The following is a 25877-nucleotide window of genomic DNA, read 5'->3' on the forward strand; positions in this document are numbered from 1 at the left end:
AGGCGAACCATGAGCTTCGCCACCACGCAAGACGGCGTTCGCCTGTACTACGAAACCGCCGGCAGCGGCACGCCCATCGTGTTCGTGCACGAGTTCGGCGGCGACCACCGCAGCTGGGAGCCGCAGATGCGGTACTTCGCGCGGCGCCACCAGTGCGTGACCTTCGGCGCGCGCGGCTATCCGCCGTCCGACGTGCCCGCCGACGTGGACCGCTATTCGCAGGCCACGGCGGCCGATGACATCGCGGCCGTGATGGACGCGCTGGGACTGCAGCACGCGCACATCGTGGGGCTGTCGATGGGCGGCTTCGCGACGCTCCACTTCGGCCTGCGCCATGCACCGCGCGCGGCTTCGCTGGTGATTGCCGGTGCGGGCTACGGCGCGGAGAAAGAACACGAGGAGTACTTCCGCGGCGTCTCGCTCGAAGTGGCCAGGCAATTCGAGGCGCAGGGCTCCGAGAAATTTGCGCGCACCTATTCGCTGGGTGCGAGCCGCGTGCAGTTCCAGAACAAGGACCCGCGCGGCTGGCAGGAATTTGCCACGTGGCTCGGTGAGCACGACGCGCTGGGGGCTGCCAACACCATGCGCGGCGTACAGGCGCGGCGCCCGTCGATCTACGACCTGGAGAGCCAACTGCGCGCGATGCCAGTGCCCTCGCTCGTGGTGGTCGGCGACGAGGACGACCATTGCCTGCAGCCCGGCATCTTCCTCAAGAAGACCGTGCCGGCCTGTGGCCTCGCGGTCATGCCCAAGACCGGCCACACGCTCAACCTGGAAGAGCCCGCCGCCTTCAACGCCTTGCTGGCCGAGTTCTTCGCACAGGTCGAAGCCGGCCAGTGGAAGCCGCGCGATCCGCGCGCGCTGCCCAGCCAGATCATGAAGACCGACTGACCATGAACGCCGACGCAGCCACGATCACCCATGCACAGCAGGGCGCCTGGCGCATCGACGCCACGCGCCTCTGGGACCGCCTCATGGCGCTCGCGCGCATCGGCGCCACGCCGGGCGGTGGCGTCGACCGGCAGGCGCTGAGCGCGGAAGAAATCGCTTCCTGGCGCACCATGATCGACTGGGCCTTGCAGGCCGGCCTGGAGCCTTCGACCGACGCGGCCGGCAACCTGTTCATCGCGCTGCCCGGCACCGACCGCGATGCACCGCCGGTGCTCGCGGGCAGCCATCTCGACAGCCAGCCCGGCGGCGGGCGCTTCGACGGCGTGTATGGCGTGGTGGCCGCACTGGAGGTGTTGACCACGCTGGCGCAGCGCGGCGTGCGCCCGCCGGTGGACATCGTCTGCGTCGCATGGATGAACGAAGAAGGCTCGCGCTTTGCGCCCGGCATGATGGGCTCCGAAGCCTTTGCCGGTGTGCGCAGCCTGGAAGCCGTGCGCGCGGTGCGCGATGCGCAGGGCGTTTCCGTCGCCGATGCGCTCGATGCGTTTCATGCGGCGTTTCCCGCGCTGCGGCGGCGAACCCTGGGCTTTCCGGTGAAGGCCTATGTGGAGGCGCACATCGAGCAGGGGCCATTGCTGGAAGCGCAGGAGCACGTGATCGGCGTCGTCACCGGCATCCAGGGCAAGAAGACATTCGACATCGTGATCGAGGGCGAGCGAGGCCACGCGGGCACGCTCGCGATGGTCTACCGGCGCGATGCGCTCGAAGCCTTCACGCGCATCGCGGGTGCGTTGTATGCGGAGATCGGCGGCTACGACGAAGCCGTGAAGTTCACCATCGGCCGCCTGCAGGTGGAGCCGAACGCGCCTTCGGTCGTGCCCGAGCGCGTGACCTTGCGCATCGACCTGCGCCACCCCGACAACGCCGTGCTTTCATATCTGGGCGAACGCATCGGCATGCTGTGCGACACCTTCGCAGCGCCTTGCGAGGCCACCGTCACGCCGCTGGTCGATGCGCCTTCCAACGGTTTCGACTCCGCGCTGCAGCAGGCGATTGCCAAGGCCGCCGAGAGCATCGGCGAGTTGCACATGCCGATTCTCTCGGCCGCCGGCCACGACGCGCGCCACATGGCGCCGCTGTGCCCGAGCGCGATGATCTTCATACCCTGCCGCGACGGAGTGAGCCATGCCGAGCACGAATGGGCCGAGCCCGAGCATGTGGCCGCCGGCGCCAATGTGCTGCTGCGGGTGCTGCTGCCGTATGCGGGTGCAGGGGAGGGGGAGGCACCGTGAACGAAGCCGTCACCGACATGGCGGATCTGCCGATGCAGCATCCGGGCGCGCCGGCCAGCGCGGCGCAGGCACGCGCGCGTTTCTTCAACTCCGGCAACGCCTTCAACGTGAAGCTGCCCGAAGTGCCCGCGCGGCTCTTTTCGCCGCCACCGGAAGGGCGGTTCGGCGTTTTCGACTGCGACCAGTCCGAGGCGCTGGGCAGCGGCTTTGCGGCCACCACGCCGCTGATGCTCGCGCGCTATGTGCGCATCGCGCCCGGCGACATGCCGTTGCCGCTGGACGTGCGCGCGACCGGAGCGGTCTGGTACGTGATTTCCGGCAGCGGGCGGCTCGACGGCGCGTTCGATGGCTTCGAGTTTGGCGCGGGCGACGTGTTCCTGCTGCCCGGCGCCACCGGCTACCGCCTTGCGGGCGGGCCTGAAGGTGCGCTGCTGTGGAGCGTCGGCAACGAGCCTCAGCTGGCCTTCGAGCGCGCGGAGCCTGCGCCGGTGGTGGATGCATCCATCGACGTCGTTCACTATCCGGCTGCAGAGATCGAGCGGCAGTTCGCAACGATCTTTTCGACCGGGACGCGCGACGAGACCTCGGGCCGCGCGCTGATCTTCTCGTCCGACAGGCAGGCCGCCGCACGCAACCTCACGCCGACCTTGACGCTGAGCTTCAACACGCTGTCTCCCGGCACCTGGCAGCGTTCGCACCGCCACAATTCCGCCGCGGTGACGCTGGTGGTGCAGGGCGAGGGCTGCCATTCCGTCGTGGGCGATGCGCATTGCCCGTGGGAGCCATGGGCAACGCTCGTCACGCCGCCGGGTGCGCCGCACTCGCACCACAACACGGGCGCGCACGGCGCGCGCTTTCTCATCGTGCAGGACGGCGGGCTGCACTATCACGCGAGGACCATGGGCTTTGCGTTTCTCGAAGCAGCCTGATAACAAGTCACGCGGCTTACTTCACCCGGAAGCCGAACTGTCACTTGGCGTTGTCACCATGAGTGAATGGCTGGCCAACTTATCTCCATTGCCCTGACTGTCGACCAACACGACGCAGGCGACTATTTCTGGGTGCTCCTGGAGTCCTTCGACAACTCGATGGAATTCGAGCCGCTGATGGAAGCCGCGACAGGCTTTTCAACATACATCGAGGCGCTGCAGGCTGGGTATGTGGTGCTGAAGGGGATGTCGGAAGATTTGAATGTCGGGCCCCGGGAGGAGGGGGAGGAGCTTCTGATTGCGCCAGAGCGGGGTGCCAAAGGCCAGCTCTGATGCGCCGACAGGCGCAGGCTATGCTGGCGCCTGTTTGTTTTGCGAGCGACCGAGGCACATGAAGAAATCCAAGCCCCCGACGAAGGCGGTCACCTACGACATCAAGAAGCAGTGGCACTGGGGCCGCGCGATGCGCGAACTGCGCATTGCCGATTTCCTGAAAGACGGCCGCCTGCTGGTTCCCGGCGAATACACGGGCGAGGGGCCCGCCACCGACGACGGAACCGGCGCGCTTCGCACCGTGGGCGGCATTCAGGTCGGCGCCGCGAACTACGAAACTGGAATGATGTGGGTCGGCCGAAAGCTGCGGGAGGGCGACCTGCCTTCCAAGCCGGGCGGGACGGCATCAGACTGAGCGCAAATCCCGGTCGCGCACGCGATCGGAAGGCCACGTATATGCTGCCGGGCACGCATCACATCCATCGGAGCCCGAGACATATGTCTGCACAGCCTATCGAGGTCTATTCCTGGCCCACGCCGAACGGCCACAAGATTCACATCATGCTCGAGGAATGCGGCCTGCCGTATCGCGCGCACCCTGTGAACATCGGCAAGGGCGACCAGTTTGCGCCCGACTTCCTGCAGATCAGCCCCAACAACAAGATCCCCGCCATCACCGACCCTGACGGGCCGGACGGCAAGCCGATTTCGCTCTTCGAATCGGGCGCCATCCTGGTCTACCTGGCGGGCAAGACCGGCAAGCTGCTTCCGGCGGGCGACCGCGAGCGTTATGACGTGCTGCAGTGGCTGATGTTCCAGATGGGCGGCGTCGGCCCCATGCTCGGACAGGCCCACCACTTCCGCATCTACGCGCCCGAGAAAATCGCCTATGCGATCGACCGCTACACGAACGAAGCCAAGCGCATCTACGGCGTGATCGACAAGCAACTGTCGAAGAGCAAGTTCATTGCCGGCAAGAGCTATTCGATTGCCGACATCGCGATCTTCCCCTGGCTGCGCAGTTGGGAGAACCAGGGCATCACGCTCACCGACTTCCCTCACCTGAAGGCCTGGTTCGACGGCATCGCGGCGCGCCCGGCCGTGCAACGCGGCGTGAAAGTGCTGGCTGATCTGCGCCAGCCCATCACCGGCGACAAGGAACGTGAGATCCTTTTCGGCAAGACCCAGTACGAGAAACGCTGAGAAACTTCAGGAACAGGCGAATATCCGGGCTAGAATAGAAGGCTTGTCGGGGTGTAGCGCAGCCTGGTAGCGCATCTGGTTTGGGACCAGAGGGTCGAAGGTTCGAATCCTTTCGCCCCGACCAAAAAATCGAAATGCACACAGTCTTCACAGGCTGTGTGCATTTTTCGTTCCGGGCCATGAAGAAGGTTGCCGAATCGGCAGCGTCGCCACACGGGGCTAAGTGCGGAACTGGGTAGAATCTGCGCCGCTGCCGGCCCGGAAACAAAGGCGTCTAAGTCGTTGATTCTCCTGGGTTCTCTCCGGTTTGCATCTGCCCGTAGCTCAGTTGGATAGAGCACCTGCCTTCTAAGCAGGTTGTCGGGGGTTCGATCCCCTCCGGGCAGGCCAATTGTCAAATTTGCTCCCTCAAACCCCGCAGGAGCATGACCAAGTCACCCAACCTGCCTCTCATGCAGGTTGCACCACATCCAATCCTCGCCAGGCTCCATCGACTGGATCACCGGATGTTGCTGCGCATGCGAGTGCTTCGTCGCGTGCCGGTTCTTCGACGAATCGCAGCAACCTACGTGGCCGCAGTGAACGCACAGACGCAAGTGAACCCAGGTATCGCCGGTCTTCAAGCAGTCTTCACAGCCGCGCAAAGTGTGCGGCTGCGCGATGTCGGCAGGCACGTGGTCGCAGGGTTTGATGGGCACGAGGCAACTCCTTTGTAATTCGAGACTGATCAGGCCGTAGTCGATGACTGCGACAGGTGTTGATGAATCAGCGCCACCGCAGCAGCGCCTTCGCCGATGGCGCCGCCGACGCGCTTGACGGAGCCCGAGCGCACATCGCCCACGGCGAACACGCCGGGCACGCTGGACTCGAGCGCGGTCGCCGGCCGAGCTGGGAAGCCGCTGCTCGCGGCCGCGCCGGTCAGCACGAAGCCATGCTTGTCGACCGACACGCCGCATCCTTCGAGCCACGAAGTCTCGGGCTCCGCGCCCACGAAGAGGAAGATGTTGCGGGCAGGGCAGTCGTGCTCGTCGCCAGACGTGTGGCAGCGCCACGTCGCACCCGTGAGGCCTTCGTCCGGTCCGCCGTGCAGGCGGACCAGTTCCGTGTGCGGCTGCAGCGAGATGTTGGGAGTGGCTTCGATGCGGTCGATGAGGTAGCGCGACATGCTGGCTGCGAGCGACGGCCCGCGCACCAGCACGTTGACCTTGGCCGCATGGCGTGACAGGAACACCGCGGCCTGTCCGGCGGAGTTGCCGCCGCCGACCAGCGCCACTTCCTGCCGCGCGCAAATCTTCGCTTCGATGGCCGAAGCCCAGTACCAGATGCCGCGCCCCTCGAATTCGGCGAGGCGCGGCACCGCGGGTCGCCGGTAGCGCGCGCCGCTGGCAATCACCACGGTGCGCGCATTGATGGTGCGGCCGTCGGCCAGCGAAACGCGCAGGCTTTCTTGCGGGTTGTCGCGCGAGCAGTCCAGCGATGTCACCTTGGCGGGAATCAGCATCTCGACGCCGAACTTCTGTGCCTGCACGAAGGCACGGCCCGCGAGCGCCTGGCCCGAGATGCCGGTCGGAAAGCCCAGGTAATTCTCGATGCGTGCGCTGGCACCGGCCTGTCCGCCGAAAGCGCGGCAATCGAGCACGATCACGCGCAGGCCTTCGGAGGCCGCATACACGGCGGTGGCCAGGCCCGCCGGTCCGGCGCCCACCACGGCTACGTCATACAACTCGTCGCGCTCGGCGGTGTCGACCATGCCCAGGCAGCGCGCGAGCGCATCGTCGGTGGGGTTCACCAGCACGGAGCCGTCCGGACACACCGCCAGCAGCTTGCCGGCACCGTACTGCGCGATGAGCGCGGCGGCGTCGGGGTCGTCGTCGGCGTCGACCAGGTGATAGGGGTAGCCGTTGCGGCGAAGAAAGTTCTCCAGCCGGGCCATGTCGGGCGACTGCGGCGGGCCGATCAGCACCGGTCCGCTGGCGCCGGATTCGATCAGCGCCACGCGTCGCAGGATGAGCGCGCGCGTAATGCGTTCGCCCAGGTCGGCTTCGGCGACCAGCAGCGCGCGCAGTTGCGCCGGCGGCACCAGCAGCACTTCGACATCTTCATCGGCATGTCCGTCGACCAGGGCAGGGCGGCCGCTCAGCTGGCCGACTTCGGCCAGGAACTCGCCCGGGCCCTGCCGCACGATGGGCACGACGTGGCCGAGCCCATCGCGTTGCGTGACCGCCACGACGCCCTTGAGCAGAACGTACATCCCGGGGCCGGTTTCTCCGGCGGTGAAGAGCCGCGCACCGCGCGCGAACTGTTGCACGGTGCCGAAACGCGCAATACGCGCAATCTCCGTGTCACTCAGCACGGGAAAGGTCTGCTGGAGGCGGCCGTTGTCGGTGCCGCGTACGTCGGTGGCCATGCGTGAAAGCTCCTTTTCGCGAGTCTCCCGCATTAGACGACGAAGTGCACGGAAGGGCCTGCGTCGCCGTCATGTGTCTGAAATGTTCCTGACATGCCGGCTTCATGGCAGGTGCGGAGACTCCCTCGGCAGAAAGGGTTCCCCATGAAAGAACTGCCCAACCCGACATTTCCGCTTTCGCAGATCGGGCTGCGCGCGGCCTTGTGGCCCGCTCCTGTTGCCGGTGGTTCGACCACCATCACTGCCCGCTCCTCGGTGCCCCAGGCGCCCGCAGTCATCCTTCCTCCGGTTCCCGAAGCCCGCCAGGGCATCACCGTGGGCTGGGCTCGCCACCTCGACGACGTGCGTGCCGCGCAACGCCTGCGTTACGACGTGTTCGTCGGCGAGATGGGCGCCCGCGTGTCGTCGCCGCTGGCCGGCCACGACATCGACCTGTTCGACGATTTCTGCGAACACCTGCTCGTCCGCGACGAACTGACGCAGCAAGTCATCGGCACCTATCGCGTGCTGACGCCGGCACAGGCCCGCCGTGTGGGCAGCACCTACAGCGATACTGAATTCGACCTCACCCGCCTGCGCGATCTGCGCGAGCGCATGGTCGAGCTTGGCCGCAGCTGCGTGCACCCCGAGCACCGCCAGGGCGGCGTGATCCTCGCGCTGTGGGGGGCATTGGCCGGCTTCATGCACCGCAACAAGCTCGACACCATGATCGGCTGCGCGAGCATTCCCATGTCGCACAACGGAGTGACCAACGGCGACGCCGCCGCCAGCATCTGGCGCCAGGTGTCGGCCAGCCACATGGCGCCGATCCAATACCAGGTGCAGCCGCGCCTGCCGCTGCCGGTCGAGCGGCTGGACAGCACGCTCGACGTGGAGCCGCCGGCGCTCATCAAGGGCTACCTGCGCCTGGGTGCCAAGGTGCTCGGTGCGCCGGCCTGGGACCCGGACTTCAACGCCGCTGACCTGCCGATGCTGATGCGCATCGACGATCTGCCGGCGCGTTACCGCAAGCACTTCCTGGGCGCATGAAGCCGGCGGTCGCCCGGCCCGAACCGGGGCCGCTCGCTTCTTCCAACACGCCTACCGGGTCTGGAGCAGGTGCGCTGGAGGCGTCACGGGACTGTCATGCAAATGACACAAGCGCGGATGACACTGTCATATTTCCGCCTACACGTTCTCCTGTGCCGCTTGCTCCAGAATCAGTGCCTATGCAATCCGACCCCGCAGATCCGTCGCTCGACGTCGCTGCGCCCACGTTCACGCTGCTGGACCGCGATCACAGCATCCTGTCATTCAACGAGCGCGTGCTCGACTGGGCGCATCGGACCGAAGTGCCGCTCATCGAACGGCTGCGCTATCTTTGTATTGTTTCGTCGAATCTCGACGAGTTCTTCGAAGTCCGTGCCGCGCCGCACCTGATCGCGGGCAGCGCCGGCGATCACAAGGGCACCTACACCGTCGAGTCGTTCGAGCGGCTGGCCGAGGCGGCCCACACGCTCGTGGCGCGGCAGTACGCGCTGTACAACGACGAGCTGATGCCGACTTTCGCCACGCACGGCATCCACATCATTTCGCACGGTGAACGCAATCCGGCGCAGCGCAAGTGGGTCAGCGAGTATTTCGAGCGCGAAGTGCGTCCGCTGCTGATTCCCGTCGGGCTGGACCCCGCGCATCCGTTTCCTCAGGTGGCGAACAAGTCGCTCAACTTCATCGTGAGGCTGGGCGGCAAGGACGCCTTCGGGCGCGAAAACCCCATCCAGATCGTGAAGGTGCCCCGTGTGCTGCCGCGCCTGATCAAGATGCCTGCCAAGGTGTCGGATGGCAAGACGCTGTTCGTGGCGCTGTCGAGCGTCGTGCGGGCGCACCTGTCGAGCATGTTCCCCGGCCGCGAGGTGGGCGACTTCTCCCAATTCCGCGTCACGCGGCATTCCGACCTTGCGGTGGACGAGGAAGACGTCAAGAACCTGCGCACCGCCTTGCGCCAGGGATTGCAGCACCGGCACTACGGCCAGGCTGTGCGTCTCGAGGTGTCGGCGAGCTGTGCGGAGTCGCTGGCGAGCTTCCTGCTGGCGCAGTTCAATCTGCCGCCTCAGGCCCTCTACCGCGTGCACGGGCCGGTGAACCTGGCCCGGTTCGCGCAACTCGCGGATCTGCTCGACGAACCCAAGCTGCGCTTTCCGCCGTACCCGGCGTCCTACCCGGTCACGCTGTCGCCGTCGCAGTCGTTCTTCGAAAGGCTGCAGCGTAGCGACGTACTCATTCACCAGCCTTTCGAGAGCTTCGACGGCGTGCTCGCGTTCCTGCGCGAGGCGGTACTCGATCCGCAGGTTCTGGCGATCAAGCAGACCATCTACCGCACCGGCGCCGACTCGGTGCTGATGGATCTCCTGCGTGAAGCGGTGCGCCGCGGCAAGGAAGTCACGGTGGTGGTGGAGCTGAAGGCACGCTTCGACGAAGAGGCCAACATCAACTGGGCTGAAATGCTCGAGTCGATCGGCGCGCAGGTGGTTTACGGCGTGGTCGGCCTGAAGACCCACGCCAAGATGCTGCTGGTGACTCGCCGCGAGGGCAAGCAGATGCGCCGCTATGGCCATCTTTCCACCGGCAACTACAACCCGCGCACCGCCAAGCTCTATACCGACATCAGCCACCTCACGGCCGACCCGCTGCTGACGGCCGACATGGAGACCGTGTTCGTGCACCTCGCGAGCCAGAGCCGGTTGCCCAAGCTCAACCGCATGTGGCTGGCGCCGTTCGACCTGCACAAGAACCTCGTCACCCAGATCGACGCGCTTGGCGTGGCGGCTGCGGCTGGCCATGCGACGCGCATCGTCGCCAAGATGAACGCGCTGACCGACGAGGAGATCATCGCCGCGCTGATTCGCGCAGGGCAGAAGGGCGTGAAGATCGACCTGATCGTGCGCGGCGCCTGCACGCTGCCGGCGCAGGTGCCGGGGGTGACCGACAACATCCGGGTGCGCTCGGTGATCGGGCGCTTCCTAGAGCATTCGCGGGTCTTCTACTTCCGCAATGGCGAAGACGAGTCGCTCTACCTGTCGAGCGCCGACTGGATGAACCGCAACATGATGCGTCGCATCGAGCTCGCCTGGCCCGTGACCGACCCGGGGCTGCGCCAGCGCCTGATCGACGAATGCCTGGTGGCTTATCTGCACGATGGACGCGACGCCTGGGATCTGGGCGGCGATGGCATCTATACCCGCGTCGACCACGACACGCATGCGGGCGAGGCGGGTGCTTCCCGAGCGATCGAGGCGCACGGCGCACAAGCTGCGCTGATGAATCGCTATGCATCCCGAGCGCACATCCGGGATGCATCCGGCAACTGAAGACCGAAAGACGATGACCATGGACTTGATCTTCTGGCGCCACGCCGAAGCCGAGGACTGGACCGAGGGTTGCGACGACATGCAACGCTCCCTCACTGCGCGCGGCGAGAAGCAGGCCAAGCGCATGGCGACCTGGCTCGACCGTCAGTTGCCGGACGGCACGAGGATCATCTGCAGCCCCGCACGGCGCTGCGAGCAGACGGCTCTTGCGCTGGGCCGAAAGTACAAGCTCCGCGCCGAGCTGGCACCTGACACCACGACCGAGGCGTTGCTCGGCGCGGCCGGCTGGCCCAACGGCAAGTCGGTGGTGCTGATGATCGGCCATCAGCCGTCCGTGGGGCAGGCGATTTCGCTGCTGCTGGGCCTCAAGCAGGACAGCTGCCCGGTGCGCAAGGGTTCGCTCTGGTGGATCCGCACACGCGAGCGTGACGGCGACGTGCAGACCGTCGTGGTGACGGTGCAGTCGCCGGAACTGCTCTGAACGTGGCGCTGGCGCGGCTCAGCAGCCGCTGAGTTCGACGCGCCAGCTGCTGGTCTTCTGCCAGGCCAGCACTTCTTCGCGCAACAGGTGAGCCGACTGCGGATAGGCCTCGGCCCAGTCTGGCGCGCAGGCGATCGTGAAGGCGCGGGCGCCCAGCGCCGCCAGATGCAGTGCCTGGGGATCGGGATCGCGCCGCGCATGGCACAGGATGACCGCGAGCCGCAGCGACAGCAGCTGCATCACGAAGGTCTCGTCGTCCAGTGCCGCCTCTAGCTTGCGCAGTTTGCCGCGTTGACCCAGCACCAACTGGCCCAGCGCGTGCATTTCGTTCACTGCAAAGCCGGGCGCGTCGGCGTTGTCGAGGATGTAGGCGCCGTGCTTGTGGTAATCGCTGTGCGAGATCTGGGTGCCGATTTCGTGCAATTGCGCCGCCCAGCCCAGCTTGCGCAACGCACGGCCGGCACGGTTCGAGCTGTTTCCTCCGCGGGCCGCCGGGGCAAGTTGCAGGAAGAGGCTGGCAGCAGTGTCGCCCACGCGCTTGGCCTGTGCCGCATCGACGGTGAAGCGGTTGGCCAGCCGTGCGACCGTGGCGGTGCGCATGTCGGCCACGCTTTCGTCGCGTTCCAGCAATTCGTAGAGCACGCCGTGGCGCAGTGCGCCCTGGGCGACCTTCATTTCCTGAATGTCGAGCAGATCGAACACCGCACGCAGAACGCTGACGCCACCGCCGATGACGGCCTTGCGGTCTTCGCGCATGCCGTCCATGCGCAGCTTGTCGGCGCTGCCGGCCTTCAGAAGGCGGTCGAGCAGCCAGTCGAGGCCTTCGCGTGTGACGAGCCCGGGTTCGCCTCCCGCCGCGGCCAGCACGTCGCCGACCGCGCCGATGGTGCCGGAGGCGCCATACGCCACGTCCCATTGGTCGCGGGTGTAGGTGGCGAGCGCGTCGTCCAGCACGGCCTTGGCCGCCACCTCGGCCGCGCGGAAGGCCGTGGGGGTGAACAGGCCTTCGCCGAAGTGCTTCATCGACCAGGCCACGCTGCCGACGCGATACGACTCCATGCGGTCGGCCTCCAGCGCGTGGCCGATGATCATTTCGGTGGAGCGCCCGCCGATGTCGACGACCAGGCGGCGCTCGCTGTCTGATGCATCGGTGTGCGGCAGCATGTGCGCCACGCCCTGATAGATCAGGCGGGCTTCTTCGCGCCCGGGGATCACGTCGATGCCGAAACCCAGAATGGTGCGCGCACGCAGCAAGAACTCTTCGCGGTTGCGTGCCTCGCGCAACGTCTGGGTGGCGACGGCACGGACCTGCGAGCGCTTGAAGCCCGCGAGGCGCTCGCCGAAGCGGGCAAGCGCATCCCAGCCGCGCTGCATGGCCTCGGTGGTGAGGTTGCGCGCGCTGTCGAGGCCGTTGCCCTGGCGCACCGTCTCCTTGAGGTATTCGGTGCGATGAATCTGACCATGGTCGACCTGTCCGATTTCCAGCCTGAAGCTGTTCGAACCCAGATCGACCGCTGCGAGGCGGGTGCCGTTTTGCATTTTGTAGTGGAGAGGGCGGTTGTCTGAATCGTAGCGCCGTGACAGAACGCGCCGCCCTCGAGTCTCATCACGGCAGGGGGTTGGAGGCTAGGCGCAGTGCATGACGGTTATGTGACAGCGTCACACAAGTCACTGCGGGATTGCAGTCATTTTCCCTCGACAGAGGGGTGTCATATTGATGTCACAGAAGCTTTTTAGAGTCCGTCCCAAGCCCGAAAGGGACTACTTCTTACTTCTAAAGGAAGCTTCATGAAAACGACGTTCAAATTTGCAACCGCCGGCCTCCTGGCCGCGATGTTCACCATTCCCGCCTTCGCACAAGACGTTACCGGCGCTGGCGCCAGCTTCCCGGCACCGCTGTACGCCAAGTGGGCTTCCGATTTCAACAAGGCCACCGGCGTCAAGATCAACTACCAGTCGGTCGGCTCGGGTGCCGGCATCAAGCAGATCGAAGCCAAGACCGTCGATTTCGGCGCTTCGGACGCTCCCCTGAAGGACGACGAGCTGCAAGCCAAGGGCCTGATGCAGTTCCCCACCGTCATCGGCGGCGTGATCCCCGTGGTCAACATCCAGGGCATCAAGCCCGGTGAACTGAAGCTCAACGGCCAGGTCCTGGGCGACATCTACCTCGGCAAGATCACCAAGTGGAACGACCCCGCCATCAAGGCCCTGAATGGTTCGCTGGCTCTGCCTGACGCCGCCATCGCCCCGGTTCGCCGCGCAGACGGTTCGGGCACCAGCTTCCTGTTCACCAACTACCTGAGCAAGGTCAACGCCGAGTGGAAGACCAAGGTCGGCGAAGGCACTGCCGTGAACTGGCCCACCGGCGCGGGCGGCAAGGGTAACGAAGGCGTTGCCGCTTTCGTGAACCGCCTGCCCAATTCGATCGGCTACGTCGAATACGCCTACGTCAAGCAGAACAAGATGACGTACGCACAAATGCAGAACGCCGCCGGCAACTTCGTGTCGCCCGACGACTCCGCCTTCAAGGCCGCCGCTGCCGGCGCCGACTGGAACAAGAGCTTCTACCAGGTGCTGACCAACCAGGCCGACAAGGGCGCATGGCCGATCACCGGCGCGACCTTCATCCTGATGCACAAGGTGCAGGACAAGCCCGCCAACGCGACCACCGTGCTGAAGTTCTTCGACTGGGCCTACAAGAGCGGCGACAAGACGGCCGACGACCTCGACTACGTGCCGATGCCCGACGCCGTGAAGGCATCCATCGCCAAGGCATGGGGTGATGTGAAGGATGCGTCGGGCAAGGCCGTCGCTTACAAGTAATACAACCCATCAGTCCAGAACGGCGCGCCCATGAGCAATTCTTCGCTCGAGGACGCGCCGCTTTCGTCTTTGCCGGAGCGACCCGTGTCATCCACTTTCCCCGCCGCAGGCGCCTCACTCGACCTCGCGGCCGAGCGCGGCCGCGTTACCGCCCCTCCGCCCCCCGTCAAGGCTCCGCGCTCCGGCCCGATGGCCGATCGCTTGTTCGGCTGGGCTGCCAAGGGCGCCGCGCTGCTGACGCTCGCGATGCTCATCGGCATCCTGCTGTCGCTGATCGTCGGCGCATGGCCCGCCATTTCCAAGTACGGCCTCGGCTTCCTCACGAGCAGCGTGTGGGACCCGGTGAAGGACGAGTACGGCGGCCTGGTCATGATCTACGGCACGCTGGCCACCTCGATCATCGCGCTGGTGATCGCCGTGCCCGTGAGCTTCGGCATCGCGCTGTTCCTTACCGAACTTTCGCCCAACTGGCTCAAGCGCCCGCTGGGTACGGCCATCGAATTGCTGGCGGCGGTGCCTTCCATCGTCTACGGCATGTGGGGCCTTCTGGTGTTCGGCCCGATCCTGTCGACCTGGGTGCAGCAGCCGCTGCAGAAGCTGCTCACCGGCGTGCCGTACCTCGGCGCCCTGGTGTCCGGCCCGCCCGTCGGCATCGGCATCCTTTCGGCCGGCATCATCCTCGCGATCATGATCATCCCGTTCATCGCCTCGGTGATGCGCGACGTGTTCGAGGTGACGCCTCCGCTGCTCAAGGAATCGGCCTACGGCCTGGGCTCCACCACCTGGGAAGTCGTGTCCAAGGTCGTGCTGCCGTACACCAAAGCCGGCGTCATCGGCGGCATCATGCTCGGCCTCGGCCGGGCGCTGGGTGAAACGATGGCGGTCACGTTCGTGATCGGCAACATGAACCAGCTCAACTCCCTTTCCGTGTTCGAGGCTGCCAACAGCATCACCTCGGCGCTCGCCAACGAATTCGCCGAAGCCGGCGCCGGCCTGCACCAGGCCGCGCTGATGTACCTCGGCCTCGTGCTGTTCTTCATCACCTTCGTCGTGCTGTCGCTGTCGAAGATGCTGCTTGCCAAGATGAAGAAGAGCGAAGGAACCAAGTCGTGAGCACCGCGCAAAACCTCCTGAGCGCCAAGGCGCTCGCCGAAACGCGCCAGGCCAAGTTCGCCTCGCGCAACCGCGTCAACAAGATCGCGCTGACGCTGTCGCTCGCAGCCATGGCTTTCGGCGTGTTCTGGCTGGTCTGGATCCTGTGGGAAACGCTGCGCCAGGGCGTCGGCGGCCTGGCCATCGCCACCTTCACCGAAATGACCCCGCCGCCGAACGAAGCGGGCGGCATCGCGAATGCGATCTTCGGTTCGTTCGTGATGGTGATGCTCGCCACCTTCGTGGGCACGCCCATCGGCATCATGGCCGGCATCTACCTGGCCGAGTACAACCCCAAGGGCTGGCTGGCCTCGGTCACGCGCTTCGTCAACGACATCCTGCTGTCGGCGCCGTCGATCGTGATCGGCCTGTTCGTCTATGCCGTGGTGGTGGCCTACTTCAAGACCTTCTCGGGTCTGGCCGGCGCCCTTGCGCTGGCGCTGATCGTGATTCCGGTGGTGATCCGCACCACCGAGAACATGCTGCAGCTGGTGCCGCCGGGCCTGCGCGAGGCGGCCTACGCTCTGGGCACGCCCAAATGGAAGGTCATTCTCAGCATCACGCTGCGTGCCGCCCGTGCCGGTGTGGTCACCGGTGTGCTGCTGGCTGTGGCCCGCATCGCCGGCGAAACCGCACCGCTGCTCTTCACCGCGCTGAACAACCAGTTCTGGACCGCCGACGTGAGCCAGCCGATGGCCAGCCTGCCGGTCACGATCTTCAAGTTCGCAATGAGCCCGTACGAGAACTGGCAACAGCTGGCCTGGGCCGGCGTGTTCCTGATCACCGTCGCCGTGCTCGCCCTCAATATCCTGGCGCGGGTCCTGACGCGCAACAAACACTAAATCAAGAAGACGCCAACATGCCAAATACCGTCGCACAACCGTCGCGCTCGAAGATCTCGGTCAAGGACCTGAACTTCTACTACGGCAAGTTCCACGCGCTCAAGGGCATCAACCTTGAGATCCCCGAGAACAAGGTCACGGCCTTCATCGGTCCGTCGGGCTGCGGCAAGTCGACCTTGCTGCGCACCTTCAACCGCATGTTCGAGCTCTATCCCGAACAGCGCGCCGAAGGCACCATTGCCCTGGACGGCGAGAACCTGCTCACCTCCAAGCAGGACGTGGCGCTGATCCGCGCCAAGGTCGGCATGGTGTTCCAGAAGCCCACGCCGTTCCCGATGTCGATCTACGACAACATCGCCTTCGGCGTGAAGCTGTTCGAGAACCTCTCGGCCAGCGAAATGGACGACCGCGTGGAATGGGCCCTGAAGAAGGCCGCCCTGTGGACCGAAGTGCGCGACAAGCTGCAGCAAAGCGGCTCGGGCCTCTCCGGCGGCCAGCAGCAGCGCCTGTGCATTGCACGCGGCATTGCCATCAAGCCCGAAGTGCTGCTGCTCGACGAACCCTGCTCGGCGCTCGACCCGATCTCCACCGCGAAGATCGAGGAACTGATCGCCGAGCTGAAAAACGAGTACACGGTGGTCATCGTGACGCATAACATGCAGCAGGCCGCCCGCTGCAGCGACTACACCGCGTACATGTACCTCGGCGACCTGATCGAATTCGGCGCCACCGAACAGATGTTCTTCAAGCCGCAGCGCAAGGAGACCGAGGACTACATCACCGGCCGCTTCGGTTGAAGTCAAAGGAGACAACATGACCGAGAAACACCTTTCCAGCCAGTTCGACAGCGAACTCAACGGCGTCTCGTCGCGCGTGATGGAGCTCGGCGGCATGGTCGAGTCGCAGATCCACCAGGCTGTGTACGCGCTGCTGCAGTTCGACTCCGACGCCGCCGACCGCGTGATGGAGACCGAGCATCGCGTCAACGCGATGGAGATCGACATCGACCGCGAACTGTCGTCGATCATCGCGCGCCGCCAGCCCACGGCCCGCGACCTGCGCCTGCTGATCGCCATCAGCAAGACCACCGCCAACCTCGAGCGCGTGGGCGACGAGGCCAACAAGATCGCGCGCATGGTCAAGTCGATCATCGAGAGCGGTTCGGCCCGCCAGTTGCCGACGACCGAACTGCGCATAGCTGCAGACCTTGCTTCCGGCCTGCTGCGCACCGCGCTGGATGCGTTCGCGCGCCTGGACACGGCCGCCGCGCTGTCGATCCTGAAGGACGACGACCTGATCGATCGCGAGTTCGACGGTTTCGTGCGCAAGCTGGTCACCTACATGATGGAAGACCCGCGCACGATTTCCGCCAGCCTCGACCTGCTGTTCCTGGCCAAGGCCATCGAGCGTATCGGCGACCATGCCAAGAACATCGCCGAGTTCATCATCTACATCGTCAAGGGTGCCGATGTGCGGCACACTTCGATGCAGGAAATCGAGTCCGCGCTGCAGTAACGACCGCGGCAAGACTCCAAGAAAGCAATGAAGAAACCCCGAGTCCTGATCGTCGAAGACGAGTCCTCGATCGCCGAGCTGATCGCCGTCAACCTGCGCCACAACGGCTTCGAGCCGATCTGGTCGGAAGATGGCGCCGCGGCCCAGCGCGAGATTGACGCCTTCCTGCCGGATCTGATCCTGCTCGACTGGATGCTGCCCGGCCAGAGCGGCCTGCAGCTTGCGCGCCAGTGGCGCAAGGACCCGCGCACCAAGGCCATCCCGATCCTGATGCTGACGGCGCGCGGCGACGAGCCCGACAAGGTTGCCGGCCTCGACGCCGGTGCCGACGACTACATCACCAAGCCTTTCTCGACCCAGGAAATGCTGGCCCGCATCCGTGCGGTGCTGCGCCGCCGGGCGCCGGAAGTGGTGACAGAGCGCGTCGAGATCGGCGAACTGGCGCTCGACACCTCCACCCACCGCGTGACCTGGCAGGGCGGCGCACTGAAGGTCGGCCCGACCGAGTTCAAGCTGCTGGCGTACCTGATGCAGCACGCCGAGCGCGTGCACAGCCGGGCGCAACTGCTCGACAAGGTGTGGGGCGACCACGTCTACATCGAGGAACGCACGGTCGACGTGCACGTCAAGCGCCTGCGCGAGTCGCTGGGCGCGGCTGCGCCCATGGTGGAAACCGTGCGCGGAGCGGGCTATCGCCTGACAGCCCAAGTCACGGTTTGAGCGCCGTGGCTTCCCTCGGCTGCGGGCGCGGATAATCGCCCGCCATGCCTTTTCGCATTGCTACATTTTTAATAGCGTCCCTTGCAATTGGAGGGGGCGCTGTCGCTGCGTTCGGCTGGAAATTCGGTTGGCTGGGTGCCTGGCTGGGCGCGGTGCTGTGGCTCGGGCTTGATGCCTGGCGTGCCGAGCGGCTGCTGCAGGTACTGCGCAACGACGCAATGGGCCTGCCGGCGCGCGGACCCGGTGTGTGGGGCGAGTTGGCGGAGCGTATCCGCAAGCTGCTGCGAGACCGCGAGCAGCAGACTCGGCAGGCCGAAGACAGGCTGCAGGAGTTCCTCGCGGCCATTCAGGCATCGCCGAACGGCGTGGTGCTGCTCGACGAGCAGGGCCGCATCGAATGGTGCAACCAGACGGCTGCCAGCCAGTTCGGCATCGACGCGGAGCGTGACCTCGCGCAGCACCTGGCCAACCTCGTGCGCGACCCGGCCTTCGTGGCCTATCTGGCTTCCTGGAACTACAGCCGGGACGTCATCATCGACGCCTTCGGCCCGGGCCATGCGCACCAGCGCAGCCACCTGGTGCGGCTGTCGGTGCAGGTTCACCCCTATGCGGGCAACCGCCGCATGCTGCTGACGCGCGACATCACGGCACTGGAGCAGGCCGAAGCCATGCGCCGCGATTTCGTGGCGAACGTGTCCCATGAGATCCGCACGCCGCTGACAGTGCTCGCGGGCTTCGTCGAAACGCTGCAGAACCTGCCGCTCGATGCGGACGAGCGCACGCGTTACCTGTCGCTGATGGGGCAGCAGTCGCACCGCATGGAAACGCTGGTGAACGACCTGCTGACGCTGTCGCGGCTGGAGGGCAGCGCGGCGCCTTCGGGCAACCAGTGGATCCGAATCCGGGCTCTGCTCGCGCACTGCGAGGACGAGGGCCGGGGTCTGTCGGGCCGATTGGCGCCGCTGGGCCACCGCCTTTCGTTCACCATCGACGCGGAATCCGAAGTGTCTGGCGCGCCGACCGAATTGCAGAGCGCAATGTCGAACCTGCTGAGCAATGCCATCCGCTACACGCCGGGCGGTGGCGAGGTGGCCGTGAGCTGGCGGGTACTGCCCGACGGGCGCGGCGAATACGCGGTGAAAGACACGGGACCCGGCATTGCGGCCGAGCACATCCCCCGGCTGACCGAGCGCTTCTACCGCATCGACCGCAGCCGGTCGCGCGAGACGGGCGGCACCGGGCTGGGCCTTGCGATCGTGAAGCACATTGCGCAGCGTCATGGGGCCGAGTTGCGCATCGAAAGCACCGTGGGCAAGGGCTCGCGATTCGCGCTGGTGTTCCCGGCGGCGCGTGTCAGGGAAGCGCGGCTGCTGGCCAAGCAGTAGCAGGCAGCCGGCCCGGCTTTCAGGCCGAGCGCTTGTTCATCGTCCAGCGCAGCAGGGTGATGAAGAACAGTGCCGTCACGGCCAGCGCGCCCGCGCTCATGATCCAGAACGCCAGCGGCGATTGCATGGCTCCCCACGGACCCAGGCCGTGATACGCCAGCATGTAGCTGCCACCGAGCCCCAGGCCCCAGAGCATCGTGCAGTAGATGACCAGCGGCGCGAGCGTCACCCGGTAGCACCGCAGCAGGAACACGCACAGCGTCTGAACGGCGTCGGCCAGGTGGTATGCAGCTACCGCCACCATCAGCGCCGCGGCCAGCCCGACCACGGCGGGGTTGTCCGAGTACACGTTGGCCAACTGATGGCGCAGCGTGACCAGCGCGGTGGAGAAAAGCAGGGCGCACAACACGGTCTGCTCGAAACCCAGCCTGCATGCATGGCGCGCCCTGGCGACATCGCCCGCGCCCAGCCAGAAACTCACGCGCGCGCTGGTCGCGATCGAGAGCGACAGCGGCACCATGTATGCCACCGCCATCAGGTTCGCGGCGATCTGGTGCGCCGCGGCGGCAGCCGTGCCAAGGCGCGCGATGAACAGTGCCATCAGCGTGAACGAGGTCACTTCGACCAGTACGGCCAGCCCGCCCGGCACGCCCATCCGTGCGAACAGGCGAATCTGTTGCCAGTCGGGCTTCTCGAGGCGCTCCCATAGCCTGTAGCCGCGATAGAAAGGGCTGCTGCGCAACAGCCAGACCGCGCAGGCGAGCATGGCCCAGTTCACGCACAGCGTGGCCCAGCCGCAGCCCACCAGTCCCATCGCCGGCAGGCCCGCGCCGCCGAAGGTGAACCAGATCGAGAGCGGCAGCTTCACCACCAGCGAGCCGAGCTGCAGCCAGGTCACGAGTTGCGGCTTGCCCAGGCTCTGGTTCAACGTGCTGAACAGGCGAAAGAGCAGGGCGGGAGCCAGGGCGAAGGCCAGCACGCGAAGGTACATCTCCACGTCGCCGCGCATTTCGGGCGGTACCTGTGTGAGCCGCAGCACGGCGGCAGGTGCGAGCAGCGCCGCCATGCCGACCACGATGGCAATGGCGGCGAGATACAGCGATTGCCGGACCGAGCGGCCTACTTCGCTGCCGCGGCCGCCGCCGTGCAGTTCGGCCCACACAGGCAGCAGCGCCTGCAGCACGCCCATCAGCGACACATACACGCTGATGAAGATCGCCGCGCCCACCGACAGCGCGGCCAGCGCGCCCTCTGAGTAGCGGCCGGCGATGATGGTGTCGGTCACGCCGAAGGCCATCACGGCCAGCTGCCCGACCAGCACCGTGCCGGCATGCCGCGCGATCAGGCCCCTTTCGCCGCTTTGTGCGCTCACTGGGGCTTGATCTTCTGGTAGAGCAGCAGGTCGTCGGCCGGGCTGCTGGGGCGGCGAAGGGTGCCGCTGAAGCGCCATTGATCGAACGGGATGATCGTGTGCAGGCGCTCGATGGTCTCGGGGCTGACAAGCAGCCAGGGGCAATCGGTGCCCAGCAGCAGCGGCTGCAGGTTGAACTGGCCGTGGTAGCGCAGGGCGGCGATGTGCGGGCGGCTCAGTGCAAGCTCCGCAATGCAGCTCGGCTGGCCGACGCGCTCGGCCACCGCACGCACCTGCGGCACATAGCTGCGCGCGTAGTCGATGGGCGGCAGCCACAGCGTCATCAGCAGCATCCAGCACAGCGCCGTGCCGCCGGCCGGCAGCACCAGCGTTTTCCAGAGGGCGGCACGATGCCGCCCGGTGCGCCAGCGCACCAGCCAGCACCAGGCAATGGTCGCGGCCGCCGCCAGTACCACGGCGATAGGCGAGAACTCGGGCACGAAGCCCGGTACCAGGCGGGTCACGCTGGCAGCGGGCTTGGGCGGTACGCCGGTCTGCATGGCGATCCAGTAGATCCAGCCGAGCAGCGCCAGGCCGCTGAAGAAAAGCACGTTGAACCAATCGACCAGCGCCGCGGCGCTGCGGCGGAAGGTCGGCAGGGCAAATGCAGCCAGCGTGGCGAAGGCGGGCAGCGCCAGCATGAGCGAACGGTCGGAGAAATCGGTGGTCCAGGTGGCGGCCAGCGGCACCAGCGCGAACCAGAACGGCAGCGCCACGTGGCGCGCATTGAGCTGGCGGCGCCAGCGCCAGAGCGTCCAGATGGCCAGCGGCCAGACCGGCCAGGTGAACCACAGCAGCAGCTTGGCCTGGCCACGGATGTCACCGAACAGCGAGCCGCCGATCAGCGTGATCTTCCATTGGGGCAGGCCCAGCGCGAACACCAGCACTGCGGCCACTGCGGTGACGCTTGCCATCGTCGCGAAGGCGCCCAGGGTGTAGCCGGGACCGTCATCGCTTCCGCTGTCGAATTCGGTCCGGGCCTTTGCCGCGGTTCGACGTTCGTAGGCGATGTAGAGCGTGCTTCCGATCGCCAGCGCCAGGCCGACCGTGGGCGCGCCGCTCAGCGTGATGCCGAAAGTGCCCATGATCAGTGCGATCACCGGGCCGGCACGGCGGTAGGGCAGCGCGGCGACGCCGTAGAACAGGCACGAGGCGAAGAACAGCTGCGCCAGCGCGGGCGTGGTCTCGTGACCGAGCTGCGCCAGTCCGAGACAGGCGATCAGCGCCAGCAGGCCGCCGTCGGCGATGGCGCGTGCGTAGTCGGTCGGGCGTGCTTCACCGCCGAAAGCGAAGGCCACGGGCTGGGCGCGCGATGTGCGAGCCAGGTAGTAGACGGCGTACCAGGTCGCCGTGAACGTACCCCAGAGAAGGAACGCGAAGGCGATGCGCACCGCCAGGTCGGGATTCAGCCACGAGGGGGCGATCTTGATGGCCCAGGCGCCGATCCAGTAGGGAACCAGCGCGGGTGTTTCGGGGCGAATCCCCAGCAGCAATGGGTCGAACCAGCGCGAGATGCCTTCGGTATTGCGGGCCAGTTCGGCCATGTAGCCGAAGGCGGTGATATCCGCGCTTTTCCATGGACCCCGGCCGACCAGGCCTGGCAGCAGGTAGGCCGCGCACAGCAGCAGCAGCGCGATGCGCGGCAGTCGGCGCACGGCGCTCTGGGCAACGATCGCTGGGGTGGGCTGGTTCAAGAGTGGCGGGAGGCAGGTTTCGGAAACAAAAAGGGCAGCGCGGTAAACCGGGCTGCCCTCGACGCCAAAGCGCGTGCTTTACTTCGAAGCGGCGCCGGTGGTCTTGCCGAAGCGGTTGCGGAACTTCTCGACGCGACCGCCCATGTTGTCGACCGACTTCTGGGTGCCGGTGTAGAAGGGGTGCGATTCGCTCGTGGTGTCCAGCTTGAACAGGGGGAGCTCGCGGCCGTCGTCGGTCTTGCCCATTTCCTTGGTGTTCGCGCACGAACGGGTCACGAACTTGAAGCCGTTCGACATGTCGACGAACAGGACTTCGCGGTAATTCGGGTGAATGCCTTCTTTTGCCATGGTATTTCCTTTTGCGCTGTTGGAATCAATGCGCGGTCGATGCGAGAGCCACCAGTGCACCATTCATTTGGCACGCTGCCCCAGGGCAGGCCTGGGAAGCCGGGCGACGCTGCCCGGCCGCACTTTTCGCGGAGCCCACGATTATCGCATACTGCCGCTTTTGCGAGCAAACCTGCCTCCCATGACTGTTACAACCTTGCGCGCCGGCCTGGTCGGCTATGGCTTTGCCGGCCAGACTTTCCATGCGCCCGTGCTTTCCGCGGTGCCAGGGCTCGAATTGGCCGCGGTGGCGAGTTCGCAGCCCGAGAAGGTCCGCAAGGACTGGCCCGGCGTGCCGGTGGTTTCCGATGTGGCGGCGCTGGTGGCCAGATCGGACATCGATCTTGTCGTAGTCGCGACACCCAATGCGCAACATTTTCCGGTCGCCAAGGCAGCGCTGGAGGCTGGCAAGCATGTGGTGGTCGACAAGCCTTTCACCCTCGACGTGGCCGAGGCCAGGGCGCTGGAGGCGTTGGCTCAGCGCAACAAGCGCGTGCTGGCGGTTTACCAGAACCGACGCTTCGACTCCGACTTCCTGACGCTCAAGGACGTCCTGGCGAGCGGCGAACTGGGCCGCCCCGTGTACCTGGAGTCGCATTTCGACCGGTTCCGGCCCGAGGTGAAGGTGCGGTGGCGAGAGCAGGCTGTGCCGGGGTCCGGCCTTTGGGTGGACCTGGGCGCGCACCTGGTCGACCAGTCGGTGCAGCTGTTCGGGCTGCCCGACACAATCCAGCTCGACACGGCCGTCCTGCGTGACGGCGCCGTGGTCGAAGATTACTTCCACGCCGTGCTGCGCTACGAAAGCGGACCGCATGCGCCGCTTCGCGTGGTGCTGCATTCGACAACCCTGGCGGCCGATGCGGCGCCGCGCTACATCGTGCATGGCACGCGCGGCAGCTACGTCAAGCATGGCGTGGATACGCAGGAAGATGCGTTGCGCGCGGGGCAAAGGCCGCCGGCCGAAGGGTGGGGTGCCGATCCGCTCGACGGCGAACTCACCCTGGTCGGCAGCGACGGCACGGCCAGCAAACGCAGCGTGCCCACGCGCGCGGGCAACTACGTCGACTACTACGCCGCGGTGCGCGACGCCATCCTGGGCAAGGGTCCGAATCCCGTGCCGCCCGAGCAGGCCGTGGCGCTGATGGAGCTGCTCGACCTTGGCCGGCAGAGCGCTCTTGAAGGCCGCGCGATTCCTGTGGCGCGCCCATGAAAAAAGCGCGTTGGCCCGAATGGGTCAACGCGCTTTTGCGGACAGAGCGAAAAGGTGCTCAGCCGCCGCGACGCATCATGTCGAAGAACTCGACATTGGTCTTCGTCGCCTTCATGTTCTTGAGCATCAGCTCCATCGACTCGATCTCGTCCATGTTGTACATGAGCTGGCGCAGGATGCGGGTCTTCTGGAGGATCTCGGGGGCCAGCAGCAGTTCTTCGCGGCGGGTGCCGCTGCGGTTGAGCTGGATCGAGGGGAACACGCGCTTTTCGTACAGGCGGCGGTCGAGGTGGATTTCGGAGTTGCCGGTGCCCTTGAACTCTTCGAAGATCACTTCGTCCATGCGGCTGCCGGTGTCGATCAGCGCGGTGCCGATGATGGTCAGCGAGCCGCCTTCTTCCACGTTGCGCGCGGCGCCCAGGAAGCGCTTGGGGCGCTGCAGGGCGTTGGAGTCGACACCGCCGGTCAGCACCTTGCCCGACGAGGGCACGACGTTGTTGTAGGCGCGGGCGAGGCGGGTGATCGAGTCGAGCAGGATCACCACGTCCTTCTTGAGTTCGACCAGGCGCTTGGCGCGCTCGATCACCATTTCGGCGACGTGCACGTGGCGCGCGGCGGGTTCGTCGAAGGTCGAGGCAATGACCTCGCCCTTCACGGTGCGCTGCATTTCGGTCACTTCTTCAGGGCGCTCGTCGACGAGCAGCACCATCATGTGGACGTCGGGGTAGTTCGCGCTGATCGCGTGGGCGATGTGCTGCATCATCACCGTCTTGCCGCTCTTGGGCGGTGCCACGAGCAGGGCGCGCTGGCCTTTGCCGATGGGAGCGATGATGTCGATGATGCGGCCGGTGATGTTCTCTTCGCCCTTGATGCCGTCGCGCTCGAGCTTCATCTGTTCCTTGGGGAACAGCGGCGTCAGGTTTTCGAACATCACCTTGTGCTTGTTCTGCTCGGGCGGACCGTCGTTGACCTTGTCGAGCTTGGTCAGCGCGAAATAGCGCTCGCCGTCCTTGGGCGTGCGCACTTCGCCTTCGATCATGTCGCCGGTGTGCAGGTTGAAGCGGCGCACCTGGCTCGGCGAGATGTAGATGTCGTCCGTGCTGGCCGTGAAGCTGGTGTCGGGGCTGCGCAGGAAGCCGAAGCCGTCCGGCAGGATTTCGAGCACGCCGTCGGCGAAGACCTGCTCGCCGGCCTTGGCGCGCTTCTTGATGATCGCGAACATCAGCTCCTGCTTGCGCATGCGGCCGACGTTTTCGATCTCAAGCGCTTCGGCTTGCTTGAGGACTTCAGACACGTGGAGTGCCTTGAGTTCGTTTAAGTGCATGGAATGACCCCTCGCGGGGTAATCGAACGGAAAACGGGGGGAGGTTGGGTGTGAAGCGAGAGTTGCTTCACCAACCGGGGAACTCGAACCGGTTGCCTAGGTAAGGGCCGGTGATCTGTTGGAGATTATGACAGGAAAAACGCGCCGGCCAACGCATTGCGCGCTGGCCGGGTGAAATGTCGCTCAGGCGAGTTGCTGGTCAATGAAGGCCGTGAGTTGCGCCTTGCTCATGGCGCCGACCTTGGTGGCGGCCAGCTGGCCGTCCTTGAACAGCATCAGCGTGGGAATGCCGCGGATGCCGAACTTGGCGGGGATGTCGCGGTTCTCGTCCACGTTCAGCTTGGCGATCTGCAGCTTGCCTTCGTAGGTGGCCGAGACTTCGTCGAGGATCGGGGCGATCATCTTGCAGGGGCCGCACCATTCGGCCCAGTAGTCGACCAGAACGGGCTGACTGGACTTGAGCACGTCGGCCTCGAAGGAGGAATCGGAGATGTGTTTGATGAGTTCGCTGGCCATGTGATGGATCCTTGTGCGCAGAGAGTTTCGGTGCAGCTAAAGTTCAGGTCATTGTGACAGAAACCAAGGGGTGGC

At 65.8% G+C, this 25877-nt stretch carries 25 protein-coding genes and 2 tRNA genes; 19 read left to right on the forward strand and 8 right to left on the reverse strand.

The window, feature by feature from the left end; translation table 11 throughout:
- Window positions 1-9: 9 nt before the first annotated feature.
- The 8 genes from C4F17_RS03355 to C4F17_RS03390 all read left to right on the forward strand — a co-directional run bounded on the left by C4F17_RS03355 (window position 10) and on the right by C4F17_RS03390 (window position 4978).
- Window positions 10-891 carry an alpha/beta fold hydrolase gene (locus tag C4F17_RS03355; RefSeq protein WP_106934271.1) on the forward strand — a complete coding sequence of 294 codons (882 nt, stop codon included), beginning with the start codon at window positions 10-12 and terminating at the stop codon, window positions 889-891.
- A gap of 2 nt (window positions 892-893) precedes the next feature.
- Window positions 894-2183, forward strand: coding sequence for a Zn-dependent hydrolase (locus C4F17_RS03360; protein ID WP_106934272.1), 1290 nt, complete (start codon window positions 894-896; stop codon window positions 2181-2183).
- The gene (locus C4F17_RS03365; RefSeq protein ID WP_159053600.1) at window positions 2180-3112 is read left to right on the forward strand and encodes a cupin domain-containing protein; all 933 of its coding nucleotides are present in this window, start codon (window positions 2180-2182) and stop codon (window positions 3110-3112) included. Before C4F17_RS03360 ends, C4F17_RS03365 begins: the two co-directional genes overlap by 4 nt.
- Before the next feature lie 66 nt (window positions 3113-3178).
- On the forward strand, window positions 3179-3445 hold the full coding sequence (locus tag C4F17_RS03370; protein WP_081269158.1) for a hypothetical protein: 267 nt from the start codon (window positions 3179-3181) through the stop codon (window positions 3443-3445).
- A 58-nt stretch (window positions 3446-3503) separates the two neighbouring features.
- The gene (locus C4F17_RS03375; protein ID WP_106934274.1) at window positions 3504-3800 is read left to right on the forward strand and encodes a hypothetical protein; all 297 of its coding nucleotides are present in this window, start codon (window positions 3504-3506) and stop codon (window positions 3798-3800) included.
- Window positions 3801-3883: 83 nt separating this feature from the next.
- Window positions 3884-4588, forward strand: coding sequence for a glutathione binding-like protein (locus C4F17_RS03380; RefSeq protein ID WP_106934275.1), 705 nt, complete (start codon window positions 3884-3886; stop codon window positions 4586-4588).
- Window positions 4589-4635: 47 nt separating this feature from the next.
- Window positions 4636-4712 (forward strand) — tRNA-Pro (locus C4F17_RS03385).
- 189 nt (window positions 4713-4901) lie between these two features.
- A tRNA-Arg gene (locus tag C4F17_RS03390) sits at window positions 4902-4978 on the forward strand.
- A gap of 44 nt (window positions 4979-5022) precedes the next feature.
- Here C4F17_RS03390 and C4F17_RS03395 read toward each other — a convergent pair.
- On the reverse strand, window positions 5023-5286 hold the full coding sequence (locus C4F17_RS03395) for a UBP-type zinc finger domain-containing protein (protein ID WP_106934276.1): 264 nt from the start codon (window positions 5284-5286) through the stop codon (window positions 5023-5025).
- Between the two features lie 29 nt (window positions 5287-5315).
- The gene (locus C4F17_RS03400; protein ID WP_106934277.1) at window positions 5316-6995 is read right to left on the reverse strand and encodes an FAD-dependent oxidoreductase; all 1680 of its coding nucleotides are present in this window, start codon (window positions 6993-6995) and stop codon (window positions 5316-5318) included.
- A gap of 144 nt (window positions 6996-7139) precedes the next feature.
- Between C4F17_RS03400 and C4F17_RS03405 the strand changes: the two genes are divergently transcribed.
- The 3 genes from C4F17_RS03405 to C4F17_RS03415 all read left to right on the forward strand — a co-directional run bounded on the left by C4F17_RS03405 (window position 7140) and on the right by C4F17_RS03415 (window position 10823).
- Complete coding sequence (locus tag C4F17_RS03405; RefSeq protein ID WP_106934278.1) at window positions 7140-8024, forward strand: GNAT family N-acetyltransferase; 885 nt, start codon at window positions 7140-7142, stop codon at window positions 8022-8024.
- A 179-nt stretch (window positions 8025-8203) separates the two neighbouring features.
- Window positions 8204-10342 (forward strand): polyphosphate kinase 1, encoded by a 2139-nt coding sequence (gene ppk1 / locus C4F17_RS03410; RefSeq protein ID WP_234382517.1) that lies wholly within the window; start codon window positions 8204-8206, stop codon window positions 10340-10342.
- 19 nt (window positions 10343-10361) lie between these two features.
- On the forward strand, window positions 10362-10823 hold the full coding sequence (locus tag C4F17_RS03415) for a SixA phosphatase family protein (protein ID WP_172839987.1): 462 nt from the start codon (window positions 10362-10364) through the stop codon (window positions 10821-10823).
- A gap of 18 nt (window positions 10824-10841) precedes the next feature.
- On the opposite strand, the gene C4F17_RS03420 is transcribed toward C4F17_RS03415, so the two are convergent.
- Complete coding sequence (locus C4F17_RS03420; RefSeq protein WP_081271673.1) at window positions 10842-12362, reverse strand: Ppx/GppA phosphatase family protein; 1521 nt, start codon at window positions 12360-12362, stop codon at window positions 10842-10844.
- A gap of 249 nt (window positions 12363-12611) precedes the next feature.
- Between C4F17_RS03420 and pstS the strand changes: the two genes are divergently transcribed.
- From pstS to phoR, 7 genes are read left to right on the forward strand one after another with little or no spacing between them, the layout of a single operon-like run.
- Entirely contained in the window at window positions 12612-13646 is a 1035-nt protein-coding gene (gene pstS / locus C4F17_RS03425) for a phosphate ABC transporter substrate-binding protein PstS (RefSeq protein ID WP_081271674.1), read from the forward strand.
- A gap of 30 nt (window positions 13647-13676) precedes the next feature.
- Window positions 13677-14759 carry a phosphate ABC transporter permease subunit PstC gene (pstC, locus tag C4F17_RS03430; protein WP_081271675.1) on the forward strand — a complete coding sequence of 361 codons (1083 nt, stop codon included), beginning with the start codon at window positions 13677-13679 and terminating at the stop codon, window positions 14757-14759.
- Window positions 14756-15640, forward strand: a complete 885-nt coding sequence (gene pstA / locus C4F17_RS03435) for a phosphate ABC transporter permease PstA (RefSeq protein WP_081271676.1) — start codon at window positions 14756-14758, stop codon at window positions 15638-15640. The genes pstC and pstA overlap by 4 nt, the downstream gene beginning before the upstream one ends.
- Window positions 15641-15657: 17 nt before the next feature.
- Window positions 15658-16437 carry a phosphate ABC transporter ATP-binding protein PstB gene (gene pstB, locus C4F17_RS03440; protein WP_021007056.1) on the forward strand — a complete coding sequence of 260 codons (780 nt, stop codon included), beginning with the start codon at window positions 15658-15660 and terminating at the stop codon, window positions 16435-16437.
- 16 nt (window positions 16438-16453) lie between these two features.
- Window positions 16454-17155, forward strand: a complete 702-nt coding sequence (gene phoU / locus C4F17_RS03445; protein ID WP_081271677.1) for a phosphate signaling complex protein PhoU — start codon at window positions 16454-16456, stop codon at window positions 17153-17155.
- Window positions 17156-17182: 27 nt separating this feature from the next.
- Window positions 17183-17875: a phosphate regulon transcriptional regulator PhoB gene (gene phoB / locus C4F17_RS03450; RefSeq protein WP_007836652.1), complete on the forward strand. Its 693-nt coding sequence runs from the start codon at window positions 17183-17185 to the stop codon at window positions 17873-17875.
- Between the two features lie 44 nt (window positions 17876-17919).
- Window positions 17920-19260: a phosphate regulon sensor histidine kinase PhoR gene (gene phoR, locus C4F17_RS03455; protein WP_199851911.1), complete on the forward strand. Its 1341-nt coding sequence runs from the start codon at window positions 17920-17922 to the stop codon at window positions 19258-19260.
- A 19-nt stretch (window positions 19261-19279) separates the two neighbouring features.
- On the opposite strand, the gene C4F17_RS03460 is transcribed toward phoR, so the two are convergent.
- From C4F17_RS03460 to C4F17_RS03470, 3 genes are all read right to left on the reverse strand, one after another.
- Window positions 19280-20632, reverse strand: coding sequence for an MATE family efflux transporter (locus C4F17_RS03460; protein ID WP_234382527.1), 1353 nt, complete (start codon window positions 20630-20632; stop codon window positions 19280-19282).
- The gene (locus C4F17_RS03465) at window positions 20629-22365 is read right to left on the reverse strand and encodes a hypothetical protein (RefSeq protein WP_106934281.1); all 1737 of its coding nucleotides are present in this window, start codon (window positions 22363-22365) and stop codon (window positions 20629-20631) included. The genes C4F17_RS03460 and C4F17_RS03465 overlap by 4 nt, the downstream gene beginning before the upstream one ends.
- 78 nt (window positions 22366-22443) lie before the next feature.
- Window positions 22444-22713, reverse strand: a complete 270-nt coding sequence (locus C4F17_RS03470) for a type B 50S ribosomal protein L31 (RefSeq protein WP_019653042.1) — start codon at window positions 22711-22713, stop codon at window positions 22444-22446.
- Window positions 22714-22894: 181 nt separating this feature from the next.
- Here C4F17_RS03470 and C4F17_RS03475 point away from each other — a divergent pair, with 181 nt between their 5' ends.
- Window positions 22895-23962, forward strand: coding sequence for an oxidoreductase (locus C4F17_RS03475; protein ID WP_106934282.1), 1068 nt, complete (start codon window positions 22895-22897; stop codon window positions 23960-23962).
- Between the two features lie 58 nt (window positions 23963-24020).
- Here the strand turns inward: C4F17_RS03475 and rho are convergent, their stop codons facing one another.
- On the reverse strand, window positions 24021-25286 hold the full coding sequence (gene rho, locus C4F17_RS03480) for a transcription termination factor Rho (protein WP_081266259.1): 1266 nt from the start codon (window positions 25284-25286) through the stop codon (window positions 24021-24023).
- Between the two features lie 183 nt (window positions 25287-25469).
- A complete protein-coding gene (gene trxA, locus C4F17_RS03485) occupies window positions 25470-25802 on the reverse strand; it encodes a thioredoxin TrxA (RefSeq protein WP_042578306.1) in 333 nt (110 codons plus the stop codon).
- Window positions 25803-25877: the final 75 nt, after the last annotated feature.

The sequence above is a fragment of the Variovorax sp. PMC12 genome (genome assembly GCF_003019815.1).
GTDB lineage: Bacteria > Pseudomonadota > Gammaproteobacteria > Burkholderiales > Burkholderiaceae_C > Variovorax.